The organism is Streptococcus equinus (genome assembly GCF_049393805.1).
GTDB classification, from domain to species: domain Bacteria; phylum Bacillota; class Bacilli; order Lactobacillales; family Streptococcaceae; genus Streptococcus; species Streptococcus equinus.
Genome location: NZ_CP185763.1, coordinates 596287 through 622023, shown reverse-complemented (window position 1 = coordinate 622023; position 25737 = coordinate 596287). Strand labels below are relative to the sequence as shown.

Below are 25737 nucleotides of genomic sequence, written 5' to 3'. Positions count from 1 at the left end.
TAATAGAATTTTTAGAAAGATTACTTTGTAAAAAGTTGCTGTGATAGTGTTTTTTATCGATTTTAAATGTGTTATACTTGGTTCTGGATTTTTTATTGGTAAGGTGAACAATGTAAGAATGAGTAAAAATGTAAAAGGAAGTTTGATGGTGCTTATTGCAGGCACTGCATGGGGAATTTCTGGTGTTTCTGGGCAATATTTAATGGCTCATGGCATGAATGTTGATTTATTATCTTGTGTGCGCTTGATTATCTCTGGGGTGATAATGACGGCAATTGCAGCGCTAAATCAGCGAGAGACTTTTATTAAGGCTGTAACGTCCTTAAAGACACTTGGCGGTATTGCTATTTTTTCTTTGATTGGTCTTGTGATGAATCAATATGCCTATCTAAGAGCGATTGAAAGTACAAACGCAGGTACAGCAACGGTTATCCAGTACATGGCGCCGATTCTTGTGTTGGCGTATGTGTCTGTGAGAAAAAAACAGCTACCAAGAGGAAGCGAAATTTTAGCGATTATCTTAGCGATTTTGGGGACTTTTGTCATTGCAACACACGGTCATCTTGATGGGCTAGCAATCACTCCAAAAGGTTTTGCATGGGGATTATTTTCTGCGGTAACCTATTCGTTTTATATTATTTTGCCAGCAAAATTGATTCGTGAGTTTGGAAGTTTCACGGTGATTGGTCTTGGAATGCTTATGGGTGGCGTTGCCTTTCCAATTTTGGTAAACCCATGGCAATATAAGCTGGTGCTAAATCCTGGAAATTTGCTAGGTCTGTTTGGGATTATCATCGTTGGTACGGTTTTTGCGTATAGCTTGTTCTTGATGGGAACTTGTATTATCGGTCCAGTCAAGGGAAGTCTACTTGCAGCTATCGAGCCAGTATCTTCTGTCTTTTTCTCAGTAACGGTCATGCATGAAATTTTTTACCCGATGGATTTTCTTGGAATGATTTTCATCATTGCAGCAGTTATTTTGATTTCGCTACGTGATTTGGTTGTAGTGAATAAACAATTACATCAATAATGATTTAAAAGTTATGGTTGCTTAGGTGCAGTCATAACTTTTTTAGTATTCGTGTAATAAAGAATTTTTAGAAAGATTATTTTATGAAAACATGGTGTCAGAGTCATGACGTCTTTTTAGTAAATGTGTTATACTGGTACTCGCACATTATTGGAGAAAGTGATTAATAACATGAATAAAAATCTTAAAGGAAGCATCATGGTATTCATCGCAGGGATTGCTTGGGGACTTTCTGGGGTCTGCGGGCAATTTTTGATGTCTCGTGGAATGAATGTTAGTCAGCTGATTAGCATGCGTTTGCTGATATCTGGAACTGTGTTGACAGCCATTGCTGCTACAAAATATAGAGAGAATTTGGTGAAAGTCTTGCGTTCAAAAGGAGCGCTTTTAGGAATTTTGCTTTTTGCCATACTTGGGTTCTTGATGAACCAGTATTCTTACTTAGTGGCAATTGATTATACCAATGCAGGGACAGCGACGGTTTTACAATACATGTCACCGATTGTTGTTTTATTTTTTGTCGCATTAAAAGAAAGACGAATTCCAGAAATCAATGAGTTTTTAGCGATTTTCTTTGCTGTGCTAGGAACTTTTATCATTGTGACACACGGTCGTCTAGATGGTTTAGCGATTACTCCTAAAGGACTTGTCTTTGGTCTACTTTCTGCTGTCACAGCAGCTTTTTGTGTTGTTTTGCCAGCAAAATATGTCCGTGAATATGGTAGTTTCCCAGTCATTGGACTTGGGATGCTCATGGGTGGGACAATTTCATTTTTTACAACGCAAGCTTGGCAATACCCACTTGTTTTAAATCAAGGAAATTTGATTGGACTTTTTGGTATCATTGGTATCGGGACAATTCTTAACTACAGTTTATTCTTTATGGGAACAGCAATTATTGGTTCTGTCAAAGGAAGTTTGATGGCGGCAGTTGAGCCGATTTCATCTGTTGTGTTCACAGTTATTCTGATGCATGATGTCTTTTATCCAATGGATTTTCTTGGAATGCTACTGATTATCGTTGCTGTGCTTCTCATCTCACTAAGAGATTTAATAGCATTACGCAGACGCTTACGATAATACTTAAAAACATGGCGATAGTTATTTGCTGTGTTTTTTTTTGTTTTCAATCTTGACAATGATTAGTGATGTTTTTATAATATATATTGCTAGCTCGCTAACTGTTAGATGGCTAACAAAAAACTAAGGAGGATTGCGATGGAAAAAAATATTGGACGCATGGTCAAAATAGCAAGCAATCAGTTGAGTCGTGAGTTTGATAAGTTTGCTAAGCCTTATGACTTAACGGGAACACAAATGTCGATTATTGATTTTTTGAGCCATGATTGGAAAGAAGAATATTTTCAACAAGATATTGAAAAAGAGTTTAATATTCAGCGTTCAACAACGACAGTACTTTTGCAACGAATGGAGAAAAAGGGGTTAATTTATCGCCAATCTTCCAAAAAAGATGCTAGGAAAAAGTCGGTACATTTAACTGAAAAAGCATTGGCTTTAGTTGATGCTTGCCAAGATTATTTTGTGAGTAAAAATGCTGAGCTAGAAAATCAGTTTACAGAAGAAGAAATCGCTATTTTTGAAAAGATATTGCGTTATTACATCAAAGAAAAATAAGGGGGAAATATGTCGGAAGAAAAAATTTCAGCAAAAGTTATTAGGGCTATTGTCGGTGCAGGAATGTTGTCATTTTGCGGTGTCGTAGTTGAGACTGCCATGAATATCACTTTCCCGACTTTGATGAAAGAATTTAATATTAACACATCAACGGTTCAATGGATGACAACGATTTATCTTTTGGTTGTTGCGTCAGTTGTGCCTTTGTCAGCTTACTTAAAACGTTCATTTAAGACAAAATCAGTCTTTTTAGCAGCTAACCTGCTGTTTATATTGGGTGTCTTGATTGATGGCGTTGCTCCAAGTTTTGCTTTGCTTTTGGTCGGGCGTGTCATTCAAGGGATTGGAGTCGGAATTGCGCTTCCTTTGATGTTTAATATTATTTTGGACCAAGTTCCAATGAGTAAAATCGGTACGATGATGGGAGTGGGAACGTTGATTACAGCGGTCGCACCAGCGATTGGTCCAACATTTGGCGGATTTGTTTCATCACATTTTGGATGGCGTTTTATCTTTGTCTTGCTTACCCCGCTTTTGTTAATCTCTTTAATTTTAGGGGTAACATCTATTGAACAAAAAAATAAAGTGGCGCGTGAAAGTTTGGATTTAATTAGCGTTATAGCTATTCTTTGCCTATTTGTCGGGCTGATTTTAGGAATTAATAATTTGGCTGAATATGATTTCTTTAGTGTGCCTGTTTTAGGAGGATTGGTAGTTGGAATTGCTGGTCTTCTTGTCTTGGTAAAACGTTCTTCACATCTAGAACAGCCAATTGTTAACTTATCTATTCTTAAAAATGGTAAATTTGCTGGACATGTCATTGCTTTCTTCCTGTTTCAAATTGTCAATCTAGGAATGTCCTTTATTATCCCGAATTACATTCAGCTAGTAAATCATTCAAGTTCAACTGTCGCAGGTCTTTTAGTCTTTCCAGGAGCAATTATCGGTGCCTGCTTTGCACCATTTAGCGGCAGAATTTTAGACCGTTTAGGTGCTAAAAAGCCAATTATTTTTGGGGTTAGTTTACTTGCCTTTGCTCTTTGTCTCTTTAGTATTTTGGCCTTGCATTTACCGAATGCTTGGTTGACTGTTATCTATATTCTATCAATGGCAGGTACCGGAATTGCCTTTGGTAATATTATGACAAATGGTCAAAAACAAGTAACTTCAGACAAACGAGCAGATGCCAATGCTATCTTTAATACTTTGCAACAATTTGCTGGCGCAGTTGGAACGACCGTTGCATCCTTGGTTGTTGCGCTCAGTCAATCAAACACAAGTATCAGCTATTCAGAAGCAACGGCTAGAGGGTCACGAAATGCCTTTATCATTTTGCTTGTCTTAGCTGTTATTGAATTGATTATCTTATTTAGAGTTGTTGATGGTAAAGAAAATTAATTTTTTAGAGTGCTTTGTCACTCTTTTTTGATGGATTTTCAAAAAATGTACAGAAGCGATTGACAAGCAAAAGACTTGAATATATACTATTTTAAGATAAAATTACATTCTATATTACAATAGTAAAAGTAGGTAGGATATGAAAAAATTAGTAACTTCTTTGGCTGTTATTGTCGCTATAGCATTATTATTCCTAAATCCTTATTTAGCAATACTTGTTGTGGCGTTGCTTATTTGGTATTTGAAGAAATAGGAGAATAAGATGAAGATTTTGAAAAAGATATTTGGTTTTAAATTCACCGTTTATGTATGGGCGATAGCAATTGCTATTCTTGTTTTTATTGGAGCTTACTTCCTTGGAGTTTCAAATAGTAATTCTAAAGGAAATCAAACCACAGAATCATATTCAATGGTAAAATACATTGAAAAGGTGAATCAGGTTGTATTCTTGAATGTAGGAATTCAAAAGGTGGATACTATCTCAAATGTTCAAAAAAAGTTTGGTTGGGAAATTCCATATTCTGAAAAAAAGGCAATCATTATTTTAAACTATTCAGCAAAATTGGGAATTAAGCAACCTGTTTCAATTCAAGAAAATGGTGAGAATAGTTTCACAATTCATATACCAAAATTCGAAGTTATAGGAGTAGAATTGGATTCTAAAGAGCCATATACACTTTACAGTAAAGATAATGGCATTCTTAGCTACTCTACAAAAGATGTAGATACTGCGGAGGCAGCTACTAAAGGATTATCTAATAAACAACAGAAAAAATATTTAAAACAATATAAAGAAACAATTCAAGAATCTGCTGAAAATTACTATAATAATTTATTCCAATCAGCATATCCGGATTGCACACTTGAATTTGTTTATGATTAATTACAAATGAGCTCTGCTATTTCATAGTAAGAGCTTTTTTCAATTCGCCATATTTTGGCAAATATGTTAAAATAAATAGTAAAATATATTTTTTTGGAGAGTAATTTGAGTATAGACGATTATAGGCCGACCTTCGTGGTTGAGGCAGTTTATGATTTAAGAGCAGATGATTTGTTGCGACATGGGATTCATGCCGTTTTAGTAGATTTGGATAATACTTTGATTGCATGGAATAACCCAGATGGCACACCAGAAGTTCGCGCGTGGTTGGATGAAATGACTATGGCGGATATTTCGGTGGTTGTCGTATCAAATAACAGCCATTCACGTGTGGATCGTGCCGTGTCACGATTTGGTGTCGACTTTGTCAGTCGCGCCATGAAACCTTTCACACGAGGAATTAATATGGCAATCAAGCGTTATGGATTTGATCGAGATGAAGTTATCATGGTTGGTGACCAATTGATGACAGATATCCGTGCGGCTCACCGTGCTGATATTCAGTCTGTTTTGGTAAAACCTTTGGTTAAATCTGATGCTTGGAATACTAGAATTAATCGCTGGCGTGAACGCCGTGTTTGGGCCAAACTTGAAGAAAAATACGGAAAAATTCAATATCAAAAAGGAATTTAATGGAAGAATTATTATGTATTGGCTGTGGTGCCAAAATTCAAACTGAAGATAAAGAACAAGCAGGATACACACCAAAAGCAGCACTTGAAAAAGGGCTTGAAACTGGTGAATTGTATTGTCAAAGATGTTTTAGACTACGTCACTATAACGAAATCACTGATGTGCATATCACTGATGATGAATTCTTGAAACTTCTTCACGAAGTTGGTGACAGTGATGCCCTTGTGGTTAATGTTGTGGATATCTTTGATTTCAACGGTTCAGTTATCCCTGGATTGTCACGTTTTGTCTCTGGTAACGACGTCCTACTTGTCGGAAATAAAAAAGACATTTTACCCAAATCAGTCAAAACTGGTAAAGTCACTCAATGGTTGACTGAACGTGCACATGAAGAAGGACTTCGTCCTGTTGATGTTATCTTGACAAGTGCCCAAAACCATCAAGCCATCAAAGACTTGATTGAAAAGATTGAAAAATTGCGCAAAGGTCGTGATGTCTACGTCGTTGGTGTTACAAACGTTGGTAAATCAACACTTATCAATGCGATTATCAAAGAAATCACAGGTGAAAAAGACATTATCACAACATCACGTTTCCCTGGAACAACGCTTGATAAGATTGAAATTCCTCTGGATGATGGTTCTTACATTTTTGACACACCAGGTATCATTCACCGTCACCAAATGGCGCACTACCTTGGCGATAAGAATCTAAAATACATCAGCCCGAAAAAAGAAATCAAACCAAAAACTTACCAACTTAATCCAGAACAAACTTTGTTCTTAGCTGGTTTGGGACGTTTTGATTTTATCTCAGGTGACAAACAAGGTTTCACAGCTTATTTTGATAATAATTTGAAATTACACCGTACTAAATTAGCTGGCGCTGATGCGTTTTACGACAAACACGTTGGTAGTCTTTTGACACCACCAAGTGATAAAGAATTGGCTGAGTTTCCAAAATTGGTCCGTCATGAATTTACCATCAAAGATAAAATGGATGTAGTTTATTCAGGACTTGGTTGGATTCGTATTAAAGCCTCACAAGATAAACCTGTGAAGATTGCAGCTTGGGCGCCAGAAGGTGTGGCTGTTATTCTTCGTAAAGCGTTGATTTAAGGAAAATAAAAAGAAAGGAAGTTCAAGTCAATTTTACTTGATTTGAGCCTGGGCTAGCAATCAGATGACTATCTAGTGACATCTGCTTTTGAGAATGCCCTCAGAGTTATAGATATGTTAACATCAAAACAACGTGCTTTTTTGAAATCACAAGCACACTCAATGAAACCAATTGTTCAAATTGGTAAAAATGGTCTTAACGACCAAATTAAAACAAGCGTCCGCAATGCATTGGATGCGCGTGAATTAATTAAAGTCACTCTTCTTCAAAATACTGATGAAGACATCCATGAAGTGGCTGAAATCTTGGAAGATGAGATTGGTTGCGATACTGTCCTTAAAATCGGACGTATCATCATTCTTTACAAAGAATCATCTAAAAAACAAAACCGTAAAATCTCACCAAAAGTAAAAGAATTGAATAAATAGTCTGTTTTTAACGGGCAATGTAGTTGAATGAGCTTGGTAGGTAATACCTAGCTCGGAGGTAGTCGTATGGCATTAGAATTAGTTACTCCATTTACCAAAGTGGAACTGGAGAAAAAAGAAAAAGATAAAAATCGTAAGCAAATTGGTATTTTGGGCGGCAATTTTAACCCTGTCCACAATGCTCATCTCGTGGTTGCTGATCAAGTTCGCCAACAATTGTGTTTGGACAAAGTTCTTCTTATGCCCGAATATGAGCCACCACATCTTGATAAAAAAGAAACGATTGATGAAAAACACCGCTTGAAAATGCTTGAGTTAGCAATTGAGGGTGTTGAAGGTCTGGATATTGAAACAATCGAATTAGAGCGTAAAGGTATCAGCTACACTTACGATACCATGAAACTTTTAATCGAAAAAAATCCAGATGTGGATTATTATTTCATTATCGGTGCTGATATGGTTGATTACCTTCCAAAATGGTATAAGATTGATGAATTGATTAAAATGGTTCAATTCGTTGGTGTTCAACGTCCTAAATATAAGGCTGGAACATCATATCCTGTCATCTGGGTAGATGTGCCAATGATGGACATCTCATCAAGTTTAGTTCGTCATCATTTTGAAATTGGTTGTCGTCCAAACTTCTTGACGCCACCAGCTGTTATCGACTACATTGAGAAAGAAGGACTTTACCGTGACCTATGAGACATACACCGCGGGAATTGAACGTGCTGAGCTTTTAGATAAAGTATCAGCTGTTATGAGCGAGAAGCGTTTCAAACATGTTCTTGGTGTGGAAAAAGCTGCTATTGAACTAGCTGAGCGTTATGGTTGTGATACTGAAAAAGCTGGACTTGCTGGCTTAATTCATGATTACGCTAAAGAACTTTCTGATCAAGAATTTTTGGATTTGATTGATAAGCATCAGCTCAATCCAGAACTCAAAAAATGGGGAAATAATGTCTGGCATGGCATGGTCGGCATTTATAAGATTCAAGAAGATTTGGGTGTCACTGATAAGGAAATCTTGCGTAGTATTGAAACACATACCGTTGGTTCAGGTGACATGTCACTGCTTGATAAAATTATCTATGTAGCTGATTACATCGAGCCAGGTCGCCGTTTCCCATTGGTGGAAGAAGCGCGTGTGATTGCTAAAGAATCGCTTGATAAGGCAGTGGCTTATGAAACGGTTCATACCGTTGAGCACCTTGCACACCAAGCCTTTCCAATCTTCCCACAAACCATTGAAACTTATAATGCGTATGTGGGGTATATGAGGTCTGATAAATGAAAACTGCTTTGTTAGTCGTAGATATTCAAAATGATTTGATTGAAAATGTACCTTATCAAATGCAGGAGTGCCTGTCTATTTGGCAGCAATTAATAACAAGTTGTCGTGAAAAAGGTGTTGAAGTCATCTATGTTCGACATCATGACGAAGAATTAGTTTTTGGTAGTCATGGCTGGGAAATCTACGACGGTGTTGCTCCGAAAGCGGGAGAAAAAATCTTTGATAAGCAATATAATAGTGCTTTTAAAGAAACCTCACTACAAGAATATCTGGCTAGCCAAGCATTTAATCATTTAGTGATTATCGGAATGGCAACTGATTACTGTATTGATACGACTGTTAAGGTAGCATTTGAACTAGGGTATCAAGTGACTATTCCTAAGAATGGAACGACTACTTTTGATAGTGATTTCCTGACAGCAAAGCAACTACAAAAACATTACGAAGCTATTTGGCATAATCGATTTGCCAAGGTAAAGACGATAGAAGAAATATTGAAAGAGGATTTATATTGACTAAAGAAGAACTTTTAGCTGTTGTTGTGAAAGCAGCTGATGAGAAACGTGCAGAAGATATGGTCGTTTTGGACCTTTACGGATTGACTAGTGTGACTGATTATTTTGTAGTCGTGAGCGCTATGAACACACGTCAACTGGACGCTATTGCTGAAAATATCCGTGAAAAGGTAAAAGAAGCAGGTGGAGATGCTAGTCACGCTGAAGGTGATAGCCGTACTGGTTGGGTACTACTTGACCTTAACGACGTTGTTGTTCACATCTTCTCAGAAGACGAACGCGAACACTACAACATCGAAAAATTGTGGCACGAAGCACCTATGGTTGACGTGTCAGAATACCTTGCTTAAGGATAATCTTACCTTGCCATTTGGCAAGGTTTTTGAAACTTGAAGAGAAACGAAAATGAACAAAAACTACGAGAAATTTGCAGCGGTTTATGATGCTATCATGGACGACAGCCTTTATGACAAATGGACAGACTTTTCGCTCCGCCATTTTCCAAAAGATAAGAAAAAACTCTTGGAATTAGCCTGTGGAACTGGGATTCAGTCAGTACGTTTTGCTAAAGCTGGCTTTGACGTGACTGGGCTAGATTTGAGTGAAGACATGCTTGAAATCGCGAGAAAACGCTCAGAAGCAGCAGGTGAAGCTATCGAATTCAAACAAGGTAACATGCTTGATTTGTCGCAAGCTGGTAAATACGATTTGGTGACATGCTATTCAGATTCTATTTGCTACATGGCTGATGAAGTCGAAGTCGGTGATGTTTTCAAACAAGTCTACGATAGCTTAAATGACGGTGGTGTCTTCATCTTTGACGTGCACTCAACTTACAAAACTGATACTGTCTTTCCTGGCTATTCTTACCACGAAAATGCAGAAGAATTTGCCATGGTCTGGGACACGTACGCTGATGACGCACCGCACTCAGTTGTCCACGAATTGACTTTCTTTTTGCAAGACGAAGACGGACGCTTCACACGCTACGATGAAGTCCACGAAGAACGCACTTACGAAGTCTTGACTTACGACATTCTCTTGGAACAAGCAGGCTTCAAATCATTCAAACTCTACGCTGATTTCGAAGACAAAAAACCACGCAAAAAATCAGAACGCTGGTTCTTTGTGTGCCAGAAGTAGGGGAGAAATTTCTCTAAGGAGCACAACATGACTATCACTGGTATCGTTGCTGAGTTTAATCCTTTTCACAATGGGCATGAGTATTTGTTGTCGCAGGCTGACGGTGTCAAAATCGTTGCTATGTCGGGCAATTTTGTCCAACGTGGTGAGCCTGCGGTTGTGGACAAATGGACGCGCGCGGAAATGGCTCTGAAATGCGGGGCTGATTTGGTGGTTGAGCTACCATTTTTGGTGGCGGTTCAGTCAGCTGACTACTTTGCTCAAGGTGCGGTGGACATTTTAGAACGTCTTGGTGTGGATAACTTGGCTTTTGGCACGGAAGAAAATCTGGATTATCAACACTTTTCACAGATTTATGCGGATAATCAACAGAAAATGGTGGATTACTTGCAAAGTTTGCCAGATAATCTGTCTTATCCACAGAAAACGCAGAAAATGTGGGAGACTTTTGCTGGTGTGAACTTTACTGGAAATACGCCAAATCATATTTTAGGGCTTTCGTATGCCAAAGCTTGCGCAGGAAAATCAATCAAGCTTAGCCCAATCATGCGTCAGGGAGCTGGTTATCACTCACTAGACACCGATGTGGCTTTTGCTTCCGCGACAAATCTGCGTATCCACAGACAAGACAAAGATTTTGTGGATAAATTCATGCCAAATGCGGATCTTTTCCTCAACGCCTCTCAGGTGACTTGGGATGATTATCTCCCTTTGCTTAAATATCAAATCCTGACAAATGCTGATTTGACGGGGATTTTCCAAGTTAATGAAGAACTAGCTAGCCGTATTCGCTCTGCTATTAGGAGCGTAGCGACTGTGGACGAGTTAGTGGATAAAGTTGCCACGAAGCGCTACACGAAGGCTCGAATCCGTCGCATTTTGACTTACATCTTGGTCGGAGCTGTGGAAAAACCATTGCCAGAAGCGGTACATGTGCTTGGATTTACCGAAAAAGGGCAAAAACACCTTAAAACGGTGAAAAAGTCTGTGGATATTGTCGCTCGAATCGGTGCAAAACCGTGGGATGCGGTGACGCAACAAGCTGACCAAGTCTATCAGCTTGGAAATCCACAGATTCAAGAGCAAAACTGGGGAAAAGTTCCAGTGATAACAAAGAAGTAAGCGGTTACAATACGACATAAAAGTCATCAGATAAGGTGGACTTTTACAATATATTAATAGCTATTGTTTAAAGTATAAGATTTTAAAAATTTATTTTTATTGTTGTGATATAATGAATTTAATATTTAGGAGGTTTTTATGCTTTATGAAATTTAGTGCAGAAAAAATTACAATTAAAGATTTATTATCAGTAGGAAGAAAATATACAATTCCTAGATATCAGCGGGAATATTCATGGGAGCAGTCACAGCTAAAAGATTTTCTCAATGACATAGTTAACAATATTAATTTTGTAGAAAGAAAAACATCGAACTATTTTTTTGGTACAGTAATATTGGTAGGAGATATGGTTCATCATAAATTTCCTTTGCAAATAGTTGATGGTCAGCAACGCCTTACAACATTTACTATCTTTTTGTCAGTTTTATCTGATTTAGCAAAAGAATATGATAAAATCTCCAATAATATTTGGAGGTATGTTATAGGTGAAGATGATAATGGTGATGAATATAAAGTATTAGAGAACTTAACTGCTTCACCTTATTTTGATGAAAAAATCCAAAGTAGGAAACAATTTGGAATTGTATCAGAAGATTTGTATGATGGAAGTGAAGAGTATAGAATATTAAAAGCCTACGAATTTTTTATGCAAGAGCTTGCTAATGTTATATCTAGAGCATCAAGTGAGGCAGCTATTGAAAAAATTGAGGTTATTAAACTCTTAAGAGATCAGTTAATTAGCAGCGAAATGATTTATATAAGTTCTCCCACAGAGGAAGACGTTAATGTAATCTTTGAAAATATTAATTCAAAAGGGCAAAAGCTATTTGCATTAGATTTGATAAAAAATCAAATTTTTTCAGTTGAGGATAAACAAGTTCCTCTGGATCAAGCTAAAGAGTTGTGGGGACAAATTAAAAATAACGTAAACAAAGGAAGCATTGGTATCGATGTTTTTTACAGACATTTTTGGATTTCTAATTATAGTCAAAGTAAAAAGGATGATTTGTATAAAAAATTTTTAACAACTATAGACCAAAATGAATATTTTAATTTCTTAAAAAAATTGAGAGATAGTTCTAAAAATTATATGTTTTTAATTGAACCACAGTTCGAGATGTTTGATGGACATTCAATTTCTATGGGGGATTTTGAAGAAATTAAGGATTTCTTGAATAATATAAATAAAGTATTTAATATAACACAGGCTAGAATATTTTTACTTGCTTTATATGAACAGTATATGCTAGGTAATATGAAATTTAAACAATTGAAGAAGTCTATACAATTCATTGAAGAATTCCATTATATTCATAATGGTGTTTGCAAAGAAAGAAACAATAAGCTAGAAAATAAATATGGAAAATATGCTAGAGAATTGAGAAAAGGTAATGGCAGAAAACAGATTAATACAACTCTAGAAGAGTTTATTGAAGATTTTAGAGAAATGTTGCCTCCTAAAGATACATTTATTGACGCATTTATAAAATTGTCTTATGTTAAGAAGCCGAAAACACACAAAGAAACTTTAAATAATCTTATTTCTAGATATAGTATAAGAAAATATGAGGAAATTCTGCACAAAACAGGTAAGTATAATAAAATTGGAGGATCAATAGAACATATTATACCTGAAAGCAGCAACGATATAGCAAAAAATAATATTGGCAATTTATTAATATTGGAAGAAGAAATTAACAGGGAAGCTGATTCAAAAACAGTAAGTGATAAGTGCAATAATTATAATGAATCTGATTATTATTCTGTAAAACAATTCTTAGAAAAATACGGTGCTAGTTTTAGCGGAGAAAATATAAGGGAAAGAGCTGAAGTGATTGGAAATAGAATTTATGATGCGATGGTTTCTTAATGGTTAGTTTAAATAGTTTTGCTATTATTCCCGTCTCCTCATTTTACACAGCCTTGTCAAAGTGCTATAATAAGAAGGATTACGAATTTAGCTTTTGCTAGTTCAGTAGTTTGATATTTGGCTATTTTGTAGCCAATCATTAATTATGCTAAAACAAATAATAATCTTTACAAAGGAGAATACCCATGGGACGTAAGTGGGCCAATATTGTTGCCAAAAAAACTGCCAAAGATGGTGCTAACTCAAAAGTTTACGCTAAATTTGGTGTTGAAATCTATGTTGCTGCTAAAAAAGGTGAACCAGATCCAGAATCAAACTCAGCTTTGAAATTTGTACTTGAACGTGCAAAACAAGCGCAAGTACCAAAACACGTTATCGACCGCGCTATCGATAAAGCAAAAGGTAATACAGACGAAACTTTCGTTGAAGGTCGTTACGAAGGATTTGGACCAAACGGTTCAATGATTATCGTTGATACTTTGACAAGTAACGTTAACCGTACTGCTGCTAACTTGCGTACTGCATTTGGTAAAAACGGTGGTAACATGGGAGCATCTGGTTCAGTTTCTTACATGTTCGACAAAAAAGGTGTTATTGTCTTTGATGGTGACGATGCAGACAGCATTTTTGAACAATTGCTAGAAGCTGATGTTGATGTTGAAGATGTTGAAGCAGAAGATGGAGTAGTAACTGTCTACACAGCTCCAACTGACCTTCACAAAGGTATCGAAGCTTTGCGTGCTAACGGCATCGAAGAATTCAAAGTTACTGAACTTGAAATGATTCCTCAATCAGAAGTAACTCTTGAAGGTGAAGACCTTGAAACATTTGAAAAACTTGTTGACGCTCTTGAAGATGACGAAGACGTTCAAAAAGTTTACCACAACGTATCTGATTTCTAATCTGATATTATAGTGAGAGAAGTGCTCAGCCGAAAGGCTGGGTGCTTTTTGTTATAGTTTCAACCTATCTCCTTGATAAAAAATAACTATTGGCAATCAAGTCGCATTTGTTTTACAATATAGCTTAATTATACTGAAAGTGAGGTCTTCCTATGGAGAAAGTTGTTGTTGGCATTTCGGGAAATATCAAAGAACTTCCTGCACGGTCTGGTTTGCCCTATGATGTGGTTTCACGGCGTTTGTCTGATGGCGTCAAAGAAGCTGGCGGTCTTCCAATTATCATTCCAGTGGGGAGCCCAGATTTGGCTAAAGATTACATTAGCATGATTGATAAGTTAATCTTATCAGGCGGTCAAAATGTTACTCCAAAATTTTATGGTGAAAGTAAAACCATTGATAGTGATAATTACAGTTTGGAGCGTGATGAGTTCGAGCTTGCTTTGATAAATGAGGCTCTTAAGCAAAATAAACCGATTTTTGCAGTCTGCCGTGGCATGCAGCTGCTAAATGTCGCTTTGGGTGGTACTTTGAATCAAAATGTTGAGCATCACTGGCAAGAGGAATTTTCTGGGACGTCTCAAAAGGTGGAAATTTTGCCTGACAGCCGCGTCAGCAAGCTCCTTTCGACAGGTTCTTGGGTCAATTCATTCCACCAGCAAAGTGTGAAAGAGTTGGCGCCTAGTTTGATTGCGACAGCGCGTGACCCGCGTGATGGGACAATCGAAGCCTATGAGAGCAAAGATGGCGCACCGATTTTAGGCTTTCAATGGCACCCAGAATTGCTTTTAGAAAAAGCAGAGAGTCGTAGGATTTTTAGCTATTTAGTTGAGCAGCTTTAGTGAGTATAGGAGATTAGAAGTATGATGAAGAAAAGTTTATTAGGATTAGCACTACTATTGAGTACAGGTCTGGCAGTTAATGTTGAAGCAGCTGAGCATAAAGCTGTTGTAGCGACAGCAGGAGATATTAAGCCTTTTTCTTATCAAGATAAAAAAGGTAATTTAACAGGATATGACATCGAAGTTATCAATCAAGCCAGTAAATACATTGACGGTTATGAGTTTACTTTTAAAAAGACAGCTTGGGATTCTATTTTTGTTGGCTTAGATAGTGATATTTATCAAGTGGCTGCCAATAATCTGTCTTACACGAAAGAACGTGCAAGCAAATATCTTTATTCTGTACCAATTGCCAAAAATCCGCTGGTGCTAGTCACTAAGGATGGTTCTGACATTAAGTCACTTGATGATATTGCTGGTAAGGTCACCCAAGATGATACGGGAACATCAACAGCAAAATTTGTCGATGATTGGAATAAGAAGCACAGCGATTCACCATCAAAAATTGAATATTCTGGCGAAGACGTCACAAAACGATTGCTCGATTTGGACAGCGGCGAATTTGATTATTTAATTTTTGACAAAATTTCCGTTGAGACGATTATCAAGCAAAAGAAACTCGACTTGACTGTTATTGATTTAAAAACAGATGACAATCCAAATAATTATATTATTTTCTCAAGTGACAGCAAGAAGTTGAAGTTAAAATTTGATAAAGCAGTGAAAAAACTTTATGATAAGGGTGTCTTAGAGACGTTAAGTCAAAAATATTTAGGTGGTAGTTACTTACCAGATAAGCAAGCGATAGAGGAAGCAAAATGACAAGAGATTTTTATGAAAAATTAGCAAAAGTTCGTCACCAGATTCACGCACACCCAGAAATTTCTGAAAAAGAATTCGAGACAACAGCTTTTTTGAAAGACTATATTTCAAAACTTGGTATTCGGATTCTTGAGACGGATTTGCCGACAGGTTTTATCGCAGAGATTGGTCAAGGTAAGCCCGTTGTAGCTTTGCGAGCAGATATTGATGCTCTTCCAATTGTGGAGCGAAATACTTTTGATTATGCAAGCAAGAATGGTGCTATGCACGCTTGTGGGCATGATTTTCACCAGACTAGTCTTTTAGGCGCTGCTGAGATTTTAAAAGCAAAAGAAGAGCAGCTAAAAGGAACTGTCCGCTTGATTTTTCAGCCAGCAGAAGAAGTGTCAGTTGGTGCCTATCAAGTGATTGAAAATGGCGGTCTTAAGGATGTTTCAGCTATTATTGGCTACCACAATTATCCTCATTTGAAACCTGGAGAAATCGGGCTTCGCTCAAAAGCTATCATGGCAGCGGTCGATAAGTTTAAAGTCACTGTTAGTGGTGTGAGCGGGCATGCTGCGCGTCCAGATTTTGGGACAGATACGGTCTTAGCCATTACAACTATTGTCAATAATCTTCAGGCGATTGTCAGCCGTACGGTATCGCCTTTTGAGCCTGCAGTCTTGTCAGTGACACACATTGATGTGGGCAGCGCGTGGAATGTCATGCCAGAATCAGGTTATTTTGAAGGGACAATGCGCTCATTTTCTGCGGAGACACGTCAGCATTTGCGTGAGTCATTCACTAAAATTATCGAAAATACAGCAGACCAATTTGCGGCTCAAGTATCGATTGAATGGGGCAAAACGCCGACATTAACTTTTAATGATGAAGAGTTAACCCCTTTAATTGCTAAAAATTCTGAGCGATTTGCCAAGGTTTTAGAAGTTGAACCTCTGACCATTGGTGAGGACTTTGCGGCTTATCAAGAGAAGATTCCAGGTGTTTTTGCTTTGATTGGAAGTAATGGCGATGAAAATGCGGCAGGGCTTCACCAAGATACTTTTACGGTCAAAGACGAAGCACTCGAAACAGCTGTGCAATATTTTGTTGAAAATGCCATTTACTTGCTTGATTATTTTGCGAAGGATAAAGACTAGCTGGGTGATAAGATTTCTTTATCGCGGTGATAGAATTTAAGTATTTGTCCAGAAGACTATCTGATGTTAAGATGTTAACAACTCTTAAAGAAGGTAGGAAATGACATGACAGCATTAAAGAAATTGCTAGGTATAACAGGACTGGCTATCGCCTCAACAGCCCTTCTTGCGGCTTGCTCGTCGAGCAATTCTGCAAAATCATCTTCAGGTAAGGAAGAGGTTACGTTTGCGACGGTTGGAACGACAGCTCCATTTTCATACGAAGATGATGGAAAATTAACAGGATATGATATCGAGGTGGCAAAAGCTGTTTTCAAAGATTCAGACAAGTACAAAGTGACTTTCAAGAAGACAGAGTGGTCATCTATTTTCACAGGCCTTGATTCTGGAAAATATCAGCTTGGCGGAAATAACATTAGCTACACAAAAGAACGTTCAGCTAAATACCTTTATTCTTATCCGATTGGCTCAACACCGTCTGTTTTAGTGGTCTCAAAGGACTCTGATATCACATCTTATGATGACATTGCAGGACATTCTACGCAGGTTGTCCAAGGAACAACAACGGCTGCTCAGTTGGAAAAATATAATACTGAAAACAGTAGCAAGCAAGTTGAACTCAACTACACTAATGAAAATATCACTCAAGTTTTGACAAACTTGAACGAAGGTAAATTTGATTTCAAGATTTTTGATGCCCCAACGGTTAATACCATTATCAAGAATCAAAATTTGGATAATTTGAAGACAATTGAATTAAAATCAGATGAACAGCCATTCATTTACTTCATTTTGGGACAAGACCAAAAAGACTTGCAAACCTACGTCAATAAACGTTTGAAAGCTTTGCAAAAAGATGGCACTTTGTCAGATTTAGCTCAAAAATATCTTGGTGGAGATTATACACCAGCGGCGACTGATTTGAAAATTCCATCGGAAAAATAAGTCTGTTATAGTTTAAAACTATAACTAAACCCTGTTTTTAACAATTTGAAACCTATAACCAAATAGGATAGAATTAAATCACGAGTTAAATGAAAAGAGGAACATAGATATGAAATTGAAAAAATTACTTGGAGTAGCTAGTGTAGCGATTGCATCGACTGTCTTGTTGGCAGCATGTGGCGGTTCAAAATCAACTTCTGATGATTCAACACTAAAAGTTGGTATCATGACTTTGGATGATGCAACTGAACCACTTTGGGATAAGGTTAAAGAATTGGCTAAAGACAAGGGTGTTGACATCGAGTTGGTTGAATTCACTGATTACAACCAACCAAACGAAGCTCTTCAAAATGGTGAAGTTGACGTCAATGCTTTCCAACACAAATATTTCTTGAACAACTGGAATTCAGAAAATAAAGGAACTTTGGTAGAAGCAGCTGACACACTTCTTAGTCCAATCCGCCTATTCTCAGGCACAACAGGGGATGACGCTAAGTACAAAGATGTCAAAGATCTACCAGATAAAGCGACAATTTCAATTCCAAATGATGCTTCAAACGAAAGTCGTGCGCTTTACCTTCTTCAATCAGCTGGTTTGATTAAACTTGATGTTTCTGGTGATGAATTGGCAACAATTAAAAACATTTCATCAAATCCTAAAGATTTGGACATCAAAGAAGTTGATGCAGCTCAAACCGCTTCAACATTGTCATCAGTAGATGCTGCAGTTGTTAATAACTCATATGCTCAATCAGCAGATGTTGATTATGACACAACTCTTTACAAAGAAGCTGTTGATGATAACTCAGACCAATGGGTCAACGTTATTGCAGCTCAAAAAGATTGGAAAAAATCTAAAAAAGCTAAAGCAATCAAGACTTTGATTTCAGTTTACCAAACTGATGAAGTCGGAAAAGTTATCCAAGATGCAACTGATGGTGTTGATATTCCAGCTTGGGATGGCGCAAAAGTTTCATCAAGCGATAAAGACTAATTAGGAGAATCTGGCGTGTCAAGGCACGCCAATTTTCTATTATAGGGATTATGAAAGTGCTTTAAATTTTATCACAATATGGTAGAATATTAAGTTGGAAAGTTTTGAAAAATCTTTTAACTTAGAGAGAATAGTTCGTTAGGAAAAAGATTAGATTGTAATGATTGAGGAGTTGAGTAAGAGTTATGACAAAACCGATTATTAATTTAGAGCATATCGATATTACTTTTCACCAGAAAAAACGCGTCATCGAAGCTGTAAAGGACGTTTCGATTGCGATTAATAAAGGTGATATTTATGGTATTGTTGGGTATTCTGGTGCTGGTAAATCAACGTTAGTACGTACGATTAACTTGCTTCAAGCCCCAACAGCAGGAAAAATCACGATTGGTGAAGATGTGACGTTTGCGGATGGAAAAGTGCAATTGAAAGGTGCTGCCCTTCGTCAAAAACGTCAAAAAATTGGAATGATTTTCCAACACTTTAACTTGATGGCACAAAGAACAGCACGTCAAAATGTTGCCTTTGCTCTTCGCCATTCAAAATTGAGTAAAGAAGAAAAAGACAAGAAAGTTGCTGATTTGTTGGAATTGGTAGGCTTGGCTGACCGAGCTGAAAACTACCCATCACAACTGTCAGGGGGTCAAAAACAACGTGTGGCGATTGCGCGTGCTCTTGCCAATGACCCAGAAATTTTGATTTCTGATGAATCAACATCAGCCCTTGACCCTAAAACAACTAAGCAAATTTTGGCTTTGTTGCAAGAATTAAACCAAAAACTTGGTTTGACAGTGGTTATGATTACCCACGAAATGCAAATCGTTAAAGATATTTGTCATCGTGTGGCTGTTATGCAAAATGGTCATTTGATTGAAGAAGGTTCTGTTTTAGACATTTTCTCAAATCCAAAAGAACCTTTAACGCAAGAATTCATCAAAACAGCAACAGGAATTGAAGATGCTTTGGTTAAAATCGAAAAACAAGCAATCGTGCAAAATCTTCCAAAAGATGACTTGCTTGTCCAATTGAAATACGCTGGAACATCAACAGATGAACCAATTTTGAACCAAATTTACAAACAATTCGAAGTCACAGCGAATATTCTTTACGGTAATATCGAAATTTTGGATGACACGCCTGTTGGTGAAATGATTGTTGTCTTATCTGGTGAGGCTGATGCACTTGCTGGAGCACAAGAAGCAATTCTTGCTGCTGGAATCGAATTAACAGTATTGAAACGAGGTGCCTAAATGATTGAATGGATTTCTACAAATTTGCCTGATGTTTACCGTATCGGCTGGGAAGGGACAAATTCTTGGTCAGATGCCTTTTCAGCAACGATTTATATGACAGGATGGTCATTTGTGATTGGTGGGATTTTAGGTCTTGTTATGGGCTTGTTCTTGGTATTAACTGGTCCAAATGGTGTCCTAAGCAATCGATTTGGTTTCAAAGTTCTTGACATCTTTACTTCAATTGTTCGTGCCATTCCATTTATCATCTTGCTTGCGATTTTAAAAGGATTCACTTACGCGATTGTAGGGACTAACCTTGGTAAAACAGCTGCTTTGATTCCTTTGTCAGCAGCGACATTTGCCTTCTATGCTCGTCAAGTTCAAGTTGTCTTTTCTGAGATGGACAAGGGTGTCATTGAAGCAGCACAGGCTTCTGGAGCGACTCTTTGGGATATTATCAAGATTTACCTAAGTGAAGGATTGCCTGAGCTTATCCGCGTATCAACTGTGACACTGATTTCACTTATCGGTGAAACAGCTATGGCTGGTGCAATCGGTGCCGGAGGTCTTGGTTACATCGCTATTTATTATGGTTATAACCGCTCAGCAACTGATGTCACAATCGTTGCAACATTATGCATCTTGATTTTGGTTTTTGTCATCCAATTTATCGGAGACTTCTTGACTAAGAAATTGAGCCATAAATAAAAGTATTATATAAATTACTAAAAGCCTGAGATTAGCCTCAGGCTTTTTGTTCATTTTTTGATATTTTATCATCCATATCAGTAATAAGACTTGCAAGAGTAGTAGCTTTGAGTGATAATTGAAAGTCTTCTTGAATTTTGTTGATGCGTGGTTGTAAGACAGAATTGACCACTCGACCAACAGGGCAATTTGGATTTGTATCGTCATTTGCCTTGAAAATAGGTTTATTTTTATCCTCGACTGCTTGGAAAATATCCCAAAAAGTTATTTCTTGAGGTGTTTTTGTCAGGTGTGCTCCACCAACACCAGCTTCTACCTTTACTAGTTCAGCTTTCTGTAATTTTCCTAATAAATTTCGAACGATAACAGGATTAGTCTGGATGCTGTTGGCTAGAAAGTTAGAGGTTACTTTTTCTTTATTTTCAAAATGATAAATAGCTAATAGAATATGAACAGAAGTTGCTAATCGTGTAGAGTAAGGCATCGTTTCTCCTTGTGGCAGTTTAATCAAGTTCATTATAGCATATTTTTGTTGTAATAAAAAAAATTACAGCTTTTTGAGTTGTAACTGTTGACATTACATCCGAAGGAGGCTATACTATAGATGTGGTTGTAATAAAAACAGTTACAACGCGAGGATTATTTTTTGGAGGAATTATTATGAAAATTGCAGTAGTTGCCGCAAATGGTAAAGCGGGTCAATTAATCGTCGAAGAAGCACTTAATCGTGGACATGATGTCACAGCAGTTGTTCGTAGTTCTAATAAATCAAAAGCTCAAAAAGTTATCGAAAAAGACTTATTTGACTTAACTAAAGAAGATTTGGCTGGCTTTGATGTGGTCGTGGACGCTTTTGGCGCTTGGACAGAAGATCAACTTCATCTTCACAGTGATTCACAAAAACATTTAGCAGATTTGCTATCAGAAACAGATGCACGCTTGATGATTGTTGGTGGTGCAGGGAGTCTTTATGTTAATCCTGAGCATACCGTACAATTGGTTGACACACCAGAATTTCCTGATGTTTTCAAACCCTTGGCTAATGCGCAACGCCAATCACTAGCTGAAATTCGTGAGCGTAACGATGTGAGATGGACATTTGTCAGCCCGGCGGCAGATTTTCGAGCTGATGGAAAACGTACAGGTGAGTACATTCTTGCTGGTGAGGAATTTACTACAAATGATAAAGGTGAAAGTGTCATCAGCTACGCAGATTACGCCATTGGTCTTGTTGATGAAATCGAAAATGCGAAACACATTCAGGAACGAATTAGTTTACTTGGTAAATAGTATAAAAAAAGTCAAGCTCTAGTGAGTTTGACTTTTTTTAGTGTTGTTTAAGCTTTTTTAACTTTATGTAAGATGAATCCCACGATAAATCCTACAACTGCAAAGCTAATCCATTCCATTGAGAATTGACCAAGTGGAACGATGTTGCTAAAGAAGTTTACAAAACCTGCTGGCAAGTGGAAAAGTCCAGTTTGTTTAGCAAGCGTTGAGATGGCATCGTAAAGTGCTGGGATAGCTGTGAAAGCAATTGTCAGTTGATAAACGATACGATCTTTTTCAAAGAATTTCGCTAGTAAAGAAAGTAGGATAATAACGACTGTCAGTGGGTATAACAAGTAAAGTACTGGAAGTGACCATTTGATGAGGTCAGTTAGACCACCGAAGTAGAAGAATAGAGCAATCAAAGTAAAGACAGTTGCCCAAGTAACGTGAGAAACTTTTGGTTGTAATTTGTGGAAGTATTCAGCACAAGCAGTGATTAATCCAGTTGATGTTGTTAGACATGCAAGGAAAATAGCTGCAGCTAGAATAATTTGTCCGATGCTTCCAAGATAGAAGTGAGCAGCTTGTCCGAGAATATTACCACCATCGATTGGGTCACCCTTGAACATGAAGTGTCCGTTAGTGAAATCAAATAGATTTTGTGAAGATGCTCCGATACGACCAACGAAGATGTAGATAAGAGCAAGAAGTGCAGTGGCAATTAATCCAGATTTGAATGTTAAAGCAGCGATTTCAGATTGTTCTTTTGCACCATGCGATTTGCTGGCATCGATAACGATAATGGCGAAGGCAAGTGAAGCAAGAGCATCCATCGTACCATAACCTTGAATAAGTCCAGCAACAAACGGAACGTCTTTGAATGCGTTGCTGATATCGCTAGCAGCGTTGTAAGCTGGTCCGATGTCACCAGCAGGTTTAACAAATGATGCGATAACTAAAATAGCAATGATAATCAAAAGAGATGGTGTTAAATATTTACCAATACGGTCAGCGATTTTATTTGGCTTGATAGCCAAGATATAAGAAATTCCAAAGAAAATTAAACCGTAAATGACTTTTGCAATAATATTGTCACCAAAGATAGGTTGAATACCGATTGAAAATGATGTCGCACCAGTTCTTGGGATGGCAAAGAATGGACCAATTGACAAGTAAAGTGCGATTGAAAATAGTAAAGCATATTGACGTGAGACTGGACGTGCGAAATCTTCAATATCACTAGCTCCTGAATAAGCAACAGCTACAACCCCTAACAGAGGAAGTGTAACACCAGTTAAACAGAAACCAAGAATGGCAAGAGCCAAGTTACTTCCAGAGTAAATTCCTAAAAATGCTGGATAGATGAGATTACCAGCTCCAAAGAATAGAGCAAATAGCATGAAACCTATGATAATATAAATGTTTTTTACGGGTTTCATTAATGTCCTCCTAATAAACATACGATATAATATTTTGCTGAGACGATTTTTCTCATTTTACAAAATTCCATGAAAAATATTATATCGAACTCCAAAACACTCGTCAATAGAAGAAAAATACTGAATTTTTTTGAAAAAGTTGCTTAAGCCTGATATGGCGGGGCTTAGCGATGTTAGAAAAAATCACAAAATTTTCAAAAAATTGAGAAATTCCGTGCTTTAAGCGCTACCAAAAGTCGAAAAACGCCTTCGTTGGTTTGACGAAGTGCTTCTTTTATATTATGATTAAAATCGTTAATTATTTTTTTGAGGAGCTACCATGAAACGATTTATTAGTGTTTGGAATAGAACTAGCCTAATCAAACGAATCATCATTGGTGTTATTCTTGGATTTATTTTAGGAATGACAGTTCCTAAATTATCAGGAATTGGTATTTTAGGTGATTTATTTGTTGGTGGGCTTAAAGCGGTAGCGCCATTACTTGTCTTTGTTTTGGTTGCTAGTGCATTGTCACAAAATGAAAAGGGACAAAAGACCAATATGTCAACGATTATTGGACTTTATCTTGTTGGGACCTTAGCAGCTGCCTTAGTTGCAGTTGTGGTTAACTACCTTTTCCCAATTACTCTCACCTTGGATACTGCCACGCAACCAAAATTGTCATCTCCTGAAGGAGTTGGGCAAGTTTTCCACAGTCTTTTATTAAAAATGGTTGATAACCCAATTAATGCTTTGGGTTCAGCTAACTATATCGGTGTCTTAACTTGGGCAGTTATCTTTGGACTTGCTTTTAGAAATTCTAATAAAACAACTAAAGACATGTTACAAACAATGGCAGAAGTTACTTCACAAGTGGTTCGTTGGATTATTAATTTAGCGCCATTTGGTATCTTAGGTCTTGTCTTTAAAACAATCTCAGACAATGGGGTTAAGATTTTAGCAAACTACGGTTTCTTGATTTTAGCTCTTGTTGGGACAATGTTTTTTGTAGCCTTGGTCGTTAATCCATTTATTGCGTTTATCTTCATGCGTAAAAATCCATACCCATTGGTTTTCCGTTGCTTGAAAGATTCTGGTTTGACAGCTTTCTTTACACGAAGTTCAGCTGCTAACATTCCAGTTAACATGAAACTTTGTGAAGACTTAGGTTTGGATGAAGATACTTATAAAGTATCAATTCCACTTGGAGCAACTATCAATATGGGTGGTGCTGCCATCACAATCAACGTCTTGACGCTTGCTGCGGTTAATACACTTGGTATTCATGTTGATTTTCCAACAGCATTCTTGCTAAGTGTCTTATCAGCTGTGTCAGCCTGCGGAGCTTCAGGGGTTACTGGAGGGTCACTTCTTTTAGTTCCTGTGGCATGTAGCTTGTTTGGTATTTCAAATGACCTAGCAATGCAAGTTGTCGGCGTTGGATTTATCGTCGGTGTTGTTCAAGATTCATGTGAAACAGCACTTAACTCTTCAACAGATGTTCTCTTTACAGCGGTTGCTGAAAAATCTGTTTGGAGTAAAAAGAAAAAAGTTAAAAATTAAAAAAATAGCTGAGCAGTGCTCGGCTATTTTTCATTACTTTAAAACTTAGACTTGCATAAAACGTTTTTATGGCTGGTTCAAAGAATAATCATCTTTAAAATATGTCTCATTTATGGTAAAATAAGACGGCATAAAGGTAAGAATTTTAAAGTATTTTACTTAGAAAATAGATAAGAAAGTTATTAAAGGAGAACAAGTTGTGAAGAATAATTCTATCAAGACTGTCGTAGCAACAGGTATCGGAGCTGCGCTGTTTATCATTATTGGGACATTGGTTAACATTCCAACCCCTATTCCAAATACAAATCTGCAACTGCAGTATGCTGTTTTAGCTTTGTTTGCTGTGGTTTATGGTCCAACGGTTGGTTTCTTTTCAGGATTTATCGGTCATGCTTTGAAGGATGCACTTCAATATGGTTCACCATGGTGGACTTGGGTTTTTGTGAGTGGACTTATTGGACTAGCTATCGGATTGGTATCTAAAAAGATTAATATTGAAAAAGGTCAATTGACTGGAAAAGATTACGCTTGGTTTAACGGTGCTCAAATCTTGGCTAACATTATTGGATGGGCTGTTATTGCACCATATGGCGATATTTTAGTTTACAGTGAACCAGCTAGCAAGGTATTCACACAAGGAATTTTGTCAGCTGTGATTAATAGTTTGACGATTGTCATAGGTGGTTCTTTGCTTTTAGCGGTTTATACAAAAACACGCACACAATCAGGCAGTTTGACAAAAGATTAAGGGTTAATCTTAACTGCGATAATTTACATTCTAGTATTATTTCAGCTCGTTTTCGAGCTGTTTTTTAAGGAGTAGGAT

Annotated in this window: 28 protein-coding genes; 26 read left to right on the top strand and 2 right to left on the bottom strand. The window is 37.3% G+C overall.

All coding sequences use genetic code 11. The features are described 5' to 3' along the window. Positions 1-118 precede the first annotated feature (118 nt). The 23 genes from ACN0NP_RS03035 (at position 119) to ACN0NP_RS02925 (ending at position 20657) form a co-directional block, all read left to right on the top strand. Positions 119-1030 carry a DMT family transporter gene (locus tag ACN0NP_RS03035; protein WP_045798495.1) on the top strand — a complete coding sequence of 304 codons (912 nt, stop codon included), beginning with the start codon at positions 119-121 and terminating at the stop codon, positions 1028-1030. Between the two features lie 171 nt (positions 1031-1201). Next, positions 1202-2110: a DMT family transporter gene (locus ACN0NP_RS03030; protein ID WP_423217533.1), complete on the top strand. Its 909-nt coding sequence runs from the start codon at positions 1202-1204 to the stop codon at positions 2108-2110. A 138-nt stretch (positions 2111-2248) separates the two neighbouring features. Further along, the gene (locus ACN0NP_RS03025; protein ID WP_024343600.1) at positions 2249-2665 is read left to right on the top strand and encodes a MarR family winged helix-turn-helix transcriptional regulator; all 417 of its coding nucleotides are present in this window, start codon (positions 2249-2251) and stop codon (positions 2663-2665) included. A 9-nt stretch (positions 2666-2674) separates the two neighbouring features. Then, positions 2675-4063 carry a DHA2 family efflux MFS transporter permease subunit gene (locus tag ACN0NP_RS03020; protein WP_423217532.1) on the top strand — a complete coding sequence of 463 codons (1389 nt, stop codon included), beginning with the start codon at positions 2675-2677 and terminating at the stop codon, positions 4061-4063. 262 nt (positions 4064-4325) lie between these two features. Further along, complete coding sequence (locus ACN0NP_RS03015) at positions 4326-4946, top strand: DUF4230 domain-containing protein (protein WP_423217531.1); 621 nt, start codon at positions 4326-4328, stop codon at positions 4944-4946. A gap of 105 nt (positions 4947-5051) precedes the next feature. Next, positions 5052-5579 (top strand): YqeG family HAD IIIA-type phosphatase, encoded by a 528-nt coding sequence (locus tag ACN0NP_RS03010; protein WP_033153249.1) that lies wholly within the window; start codon positions 5052-5054, stop codon positions 5577-5579. Then, the gene (gene yqeH / locus ACN0NP_RS03005) at positions 5579-6697 is read left to right on the top strand and encodes a ribosome biogenesis GTPase YqeH (RefSeq protein ID WP_423217530.1); all 1119 of its coding nucleotides are present in this window, start codon (positions 5579-5581) and stop codon (positions 6695-6697) included. The genes ACN0NP_RS03010 and yqeH overlap by 1 nt, the downstream gene beginning before the upstream one ends. Positions 6698-6811: 114 nt before the next feature. After that, positions 6812-7126: a ribosome assembly RNA-binding protein YhbY gene (yhbY, locus tag ACN0NP_RS03000; RefSeq protein WP_039696356.1), complete on the top strand. Its 315-nt coding sequence runs from the start codon at positions 6812-6814 to the stop codon at positions 7124-7126. A gap of 66 nt (positions 7127-7192) precedes the next feature. Beyond that, positions 7193-7831 (top strand): nicotinate-nucleotide adenylyltransferase, encoded by a 639-nt coding sequence (locus tag ACN0NP_RS02995; protein WP_006532948.1) that lies wholly within the window; start codon positions 7193-7195, stop codon positions 7829-7831. Further along, the gene (gene yqeK, locus ACN0NP_RS02990; RefSeq protein WP_039696357.1) at positions 7821-8420 is read left to right on the top strand and encodes a bis(5'-nucleosyl)-tetraphosphatase (symmetrical) YqeK; all 600 of its coding nucleotides are present in this window, start codon (positions 7821-7823) and stop codon (positions 8418-8420) included. The genes ACN0NP_RS02995 and yqeK overlap by 11 nt, the downstream gene beginning before the upstream one ends. Continuing rightward, positions 8417-8935, top strand: coding sequence for a cysteine hydrolase family protein (locus ACN0NP_RS02985; protein ID WP_423217529.1), 519 nt, complete (start codon positions 8417-8419; stop codon positions 8933-8935). Before yqeK ends, ACN0NP_RS02985 begins: the two co-directional genes overlap by 4 nt. Further along, positions 8932-9285: a ribosome silencing factor gene (gene rsfS, locus ACN0NP_RS02980; protein ID WP_013852201.1), complete on the top strand. Its 354-nt coding sequence runs from the start codon at positions 8932-8934 to the stop codon at positions 9283-9285. Before ACN0NP_RS02985 ends, rsfS begins: the two co-directional genes overlap by 4 nt. 55 nt (positions 9286-9340) lie before the next feature. Further along, positions 9341-10078 (top strand): class I SAM-dependent DNA methyltransferase, encoded by a 738-nt coding sequence (locus ACN0NP_RS02975; protein ID WP_423217528.1) that lies wholly within the window; start codon positions 9341-9343, stop codon positions 10076-10078. Between the two features lie 27 nt (positions 10079-10105). Beyond that, the gene (locus ACN0NP_RS02970) at positions 10106-11200 is read left to right on the top strand and encodes a nucleotidyltransferase (RefSeq protein ID WP_423217527.1); all 1095 of its coding nucleotides are present in this window, start codon (positions 10106-10108) and stop codon (positions 11198-11200) included. A gap of 145 nt (positions 11201-11345) precedes the next feature. Then, complete coding sequence (locus ACN0NP_RS02965; RefSeq protein ID WP_423217526.1) at positions 11346-13070, top strand: DUF262 domain-containing protein; 1725 nt, start codon at positions 11346-11348, stop codon at positions 13068-13070. 185 nt (positions 13071-13255) lie between these two features. Next, the gene (locus tag ACN0NP_RS02960) at positions 13256-13972 is read left to right on the top strand and encodes a YebC/PmpR family DNA-binding transcriptional regulator (RefSeq protein ID WP_024343611.1); all 717 of its coding nucleotides are present in this window, start codon (positions 13256-13258) and stop codon (positions 13970-13972) included. Positions 13973-14124: 152 nt separating this feature from the next. Next, complete coding sequence (locus tag ACN0NP_RS02955) at positions 14125-14811, top strand: gamma-glutamyl-gamma-aminobutyrate hydrolase family protein (RefSeq protein WP_303189537.1); 687 nt, start codon at positions 14125-14127, stop codon at positions 14809-14811. Positions 14812-14835: 24 nt separating this feature from the next. Next, on the top strand, positions 14836-15633 hold the full coding sequence (locus ACN0NP_RS02950) for a transporter substrate-binding domain-containing protein (protein WP_287181020.1): 798 nt from the start codon (positions 14836-14838) through the stop codon (positions 15631-15633). Continuing rightward, positions 15630-16775 carry an amidohydrolase gene (locus ACN0NP_RS02945; RefSeq protein WP_287968718.1) on the top strand — a complete coding sequence of 382 codons (1146 nt, stop codon included), beginning with the start codon at positions 15630-15632 and terminating at the stop codon, positions 16773-16775. Before ACN0NP_RS02950 ends, ACN0NP_RS02945 begins: the two co-directional genes overlap by 4 nt. A 105-nt stretch (positions 16776-16880) precedes the next feature. After that, positions 16881-17720 carry an amino acid ABC transporter substrate-binding protein gene (locus tag ACN0NP_RS02940; RefSeq protein WP_074533529.1) on the top strand — a complete coding sequence of 280 codons (840 nt, stop codon included), beginning with the start codon at positions 16881-16883 and terminating at the stop codon, positions 17718-17720. A gap of 109 nt (positions 17721-17829) precedes the next feature. Continuing rightward, entirely contained in the window at positions 17830-18714 is an 885-nt protein-coding gene (locus ACN0NP_RS02935) for a MetQ/NlpA family ABC transporter substrate-binding protein (RefSeq protein WP_243602771.1), read from the top strand. Positions 18715-18899: 185 nt separating this feature from the next. Beyond that, complete coding sequence (locus tag ACN0NP_RS02930; RefSeq protein ID WP_021143024.1) at positions 18900-19964, top strand: methionine ABC transporter ATP-binding protein; 1065 nt, start codon at positions 18900-18902, stop codon at positions 19962-19964. Continuing rightward, positions 19965-20657: a methionine ABC transporter permease gene (locus tag ACN0NP_RS02925; RefSeq protein ID WP_004233068.1), complete on the top strand. Its 693-nt coding sequence runs from the start codon at positions 19965-19967 to the stop codon at positions 20655-20657. Between the two features lie 37 nt (positions 20658-20694). Here the strand turns inward: ACN0NP_RS02925 and ACN0NP_RS02920 are convergent, their stop codons facing one another. Then, positions 20695-21141, bottom strand: a complete 447-nt coding sequence (locus tag ACN0NP_RS02920; protein WP_094140132.1) for an Rrf2 family transcriptional regulator — start codon at positions 21139-21141, stop codon at positions 20695-20697. Between the two features lie 176 nt (positions 21142-21317). On the opposite strand from ACN0NP_RS02920, the gene ACN0NP_RS02915 reads away from it, so the two are divergent. Continuing rightward, positions 21318-21947 carry an NAD(P)-dependent oxidoreductase gene (locus tag ACN0NP_RS02915; RefSeq protein WP_423217525.1) on the top strand — a complete coding sequence of 210 codons (630 nt, stop codon included), beginning with the start codon at positions 21318-21320 and terminating at the stop codon, positions 21945-21947. Positions 21948-21994: 47 nt separating this feature from the next. Here ACN0NP_RS02915 and brnQ read toward each other — a convergent pair whose 3' ends face one another. Beyond that, positions 21995-23368, bottom strand: coding sequence for a branched-chain amino acid transport system II carrier protein (brnQ, locus tag ACN0NP_RS02910; RefSeq protein WP_074566840.1), 1374 nt, complete (start codon positions 23366-23368; stop codon positions 21995-21997). A 319-nt stretch (positions 23369-23687) separates the two neighbouring features. Here brnQ and sstT point away from each other — a divergent pair, with 319 nt between their 5' ends. Together sstT and ACN0NP_RS02900 are read left to right on the top strand one after the other, a co-directional pair. After that, positions 23688-24911: a serine/threonine transporter SstT gene (gene sstT / locus ACN0NP_RS02905; RefSeq protein WP_134775584.1), complete on the top strand. Its 1224-nt coding sequence runs from the start codon at positions 23688-23690 to the stop codon at positions 24909-24911. A 199-nt stretch (positions 24912-25110) separates the two neighbouring features. Continuing rightward, positions 25111-25659: an ECF-type riboflavin transporter substrate-binding protein gene (locus ACN0NP_RS02900; RefSeq protein ID WP_423217524.1), complete on the top strand. Its 549-nt coding sequence runs from the start codon at positions 25111-25113 to the stop codon at positions 25657-25659. The last annotated feature ends 78 nt before the right edge of the window (positions 25660-25737 follow it).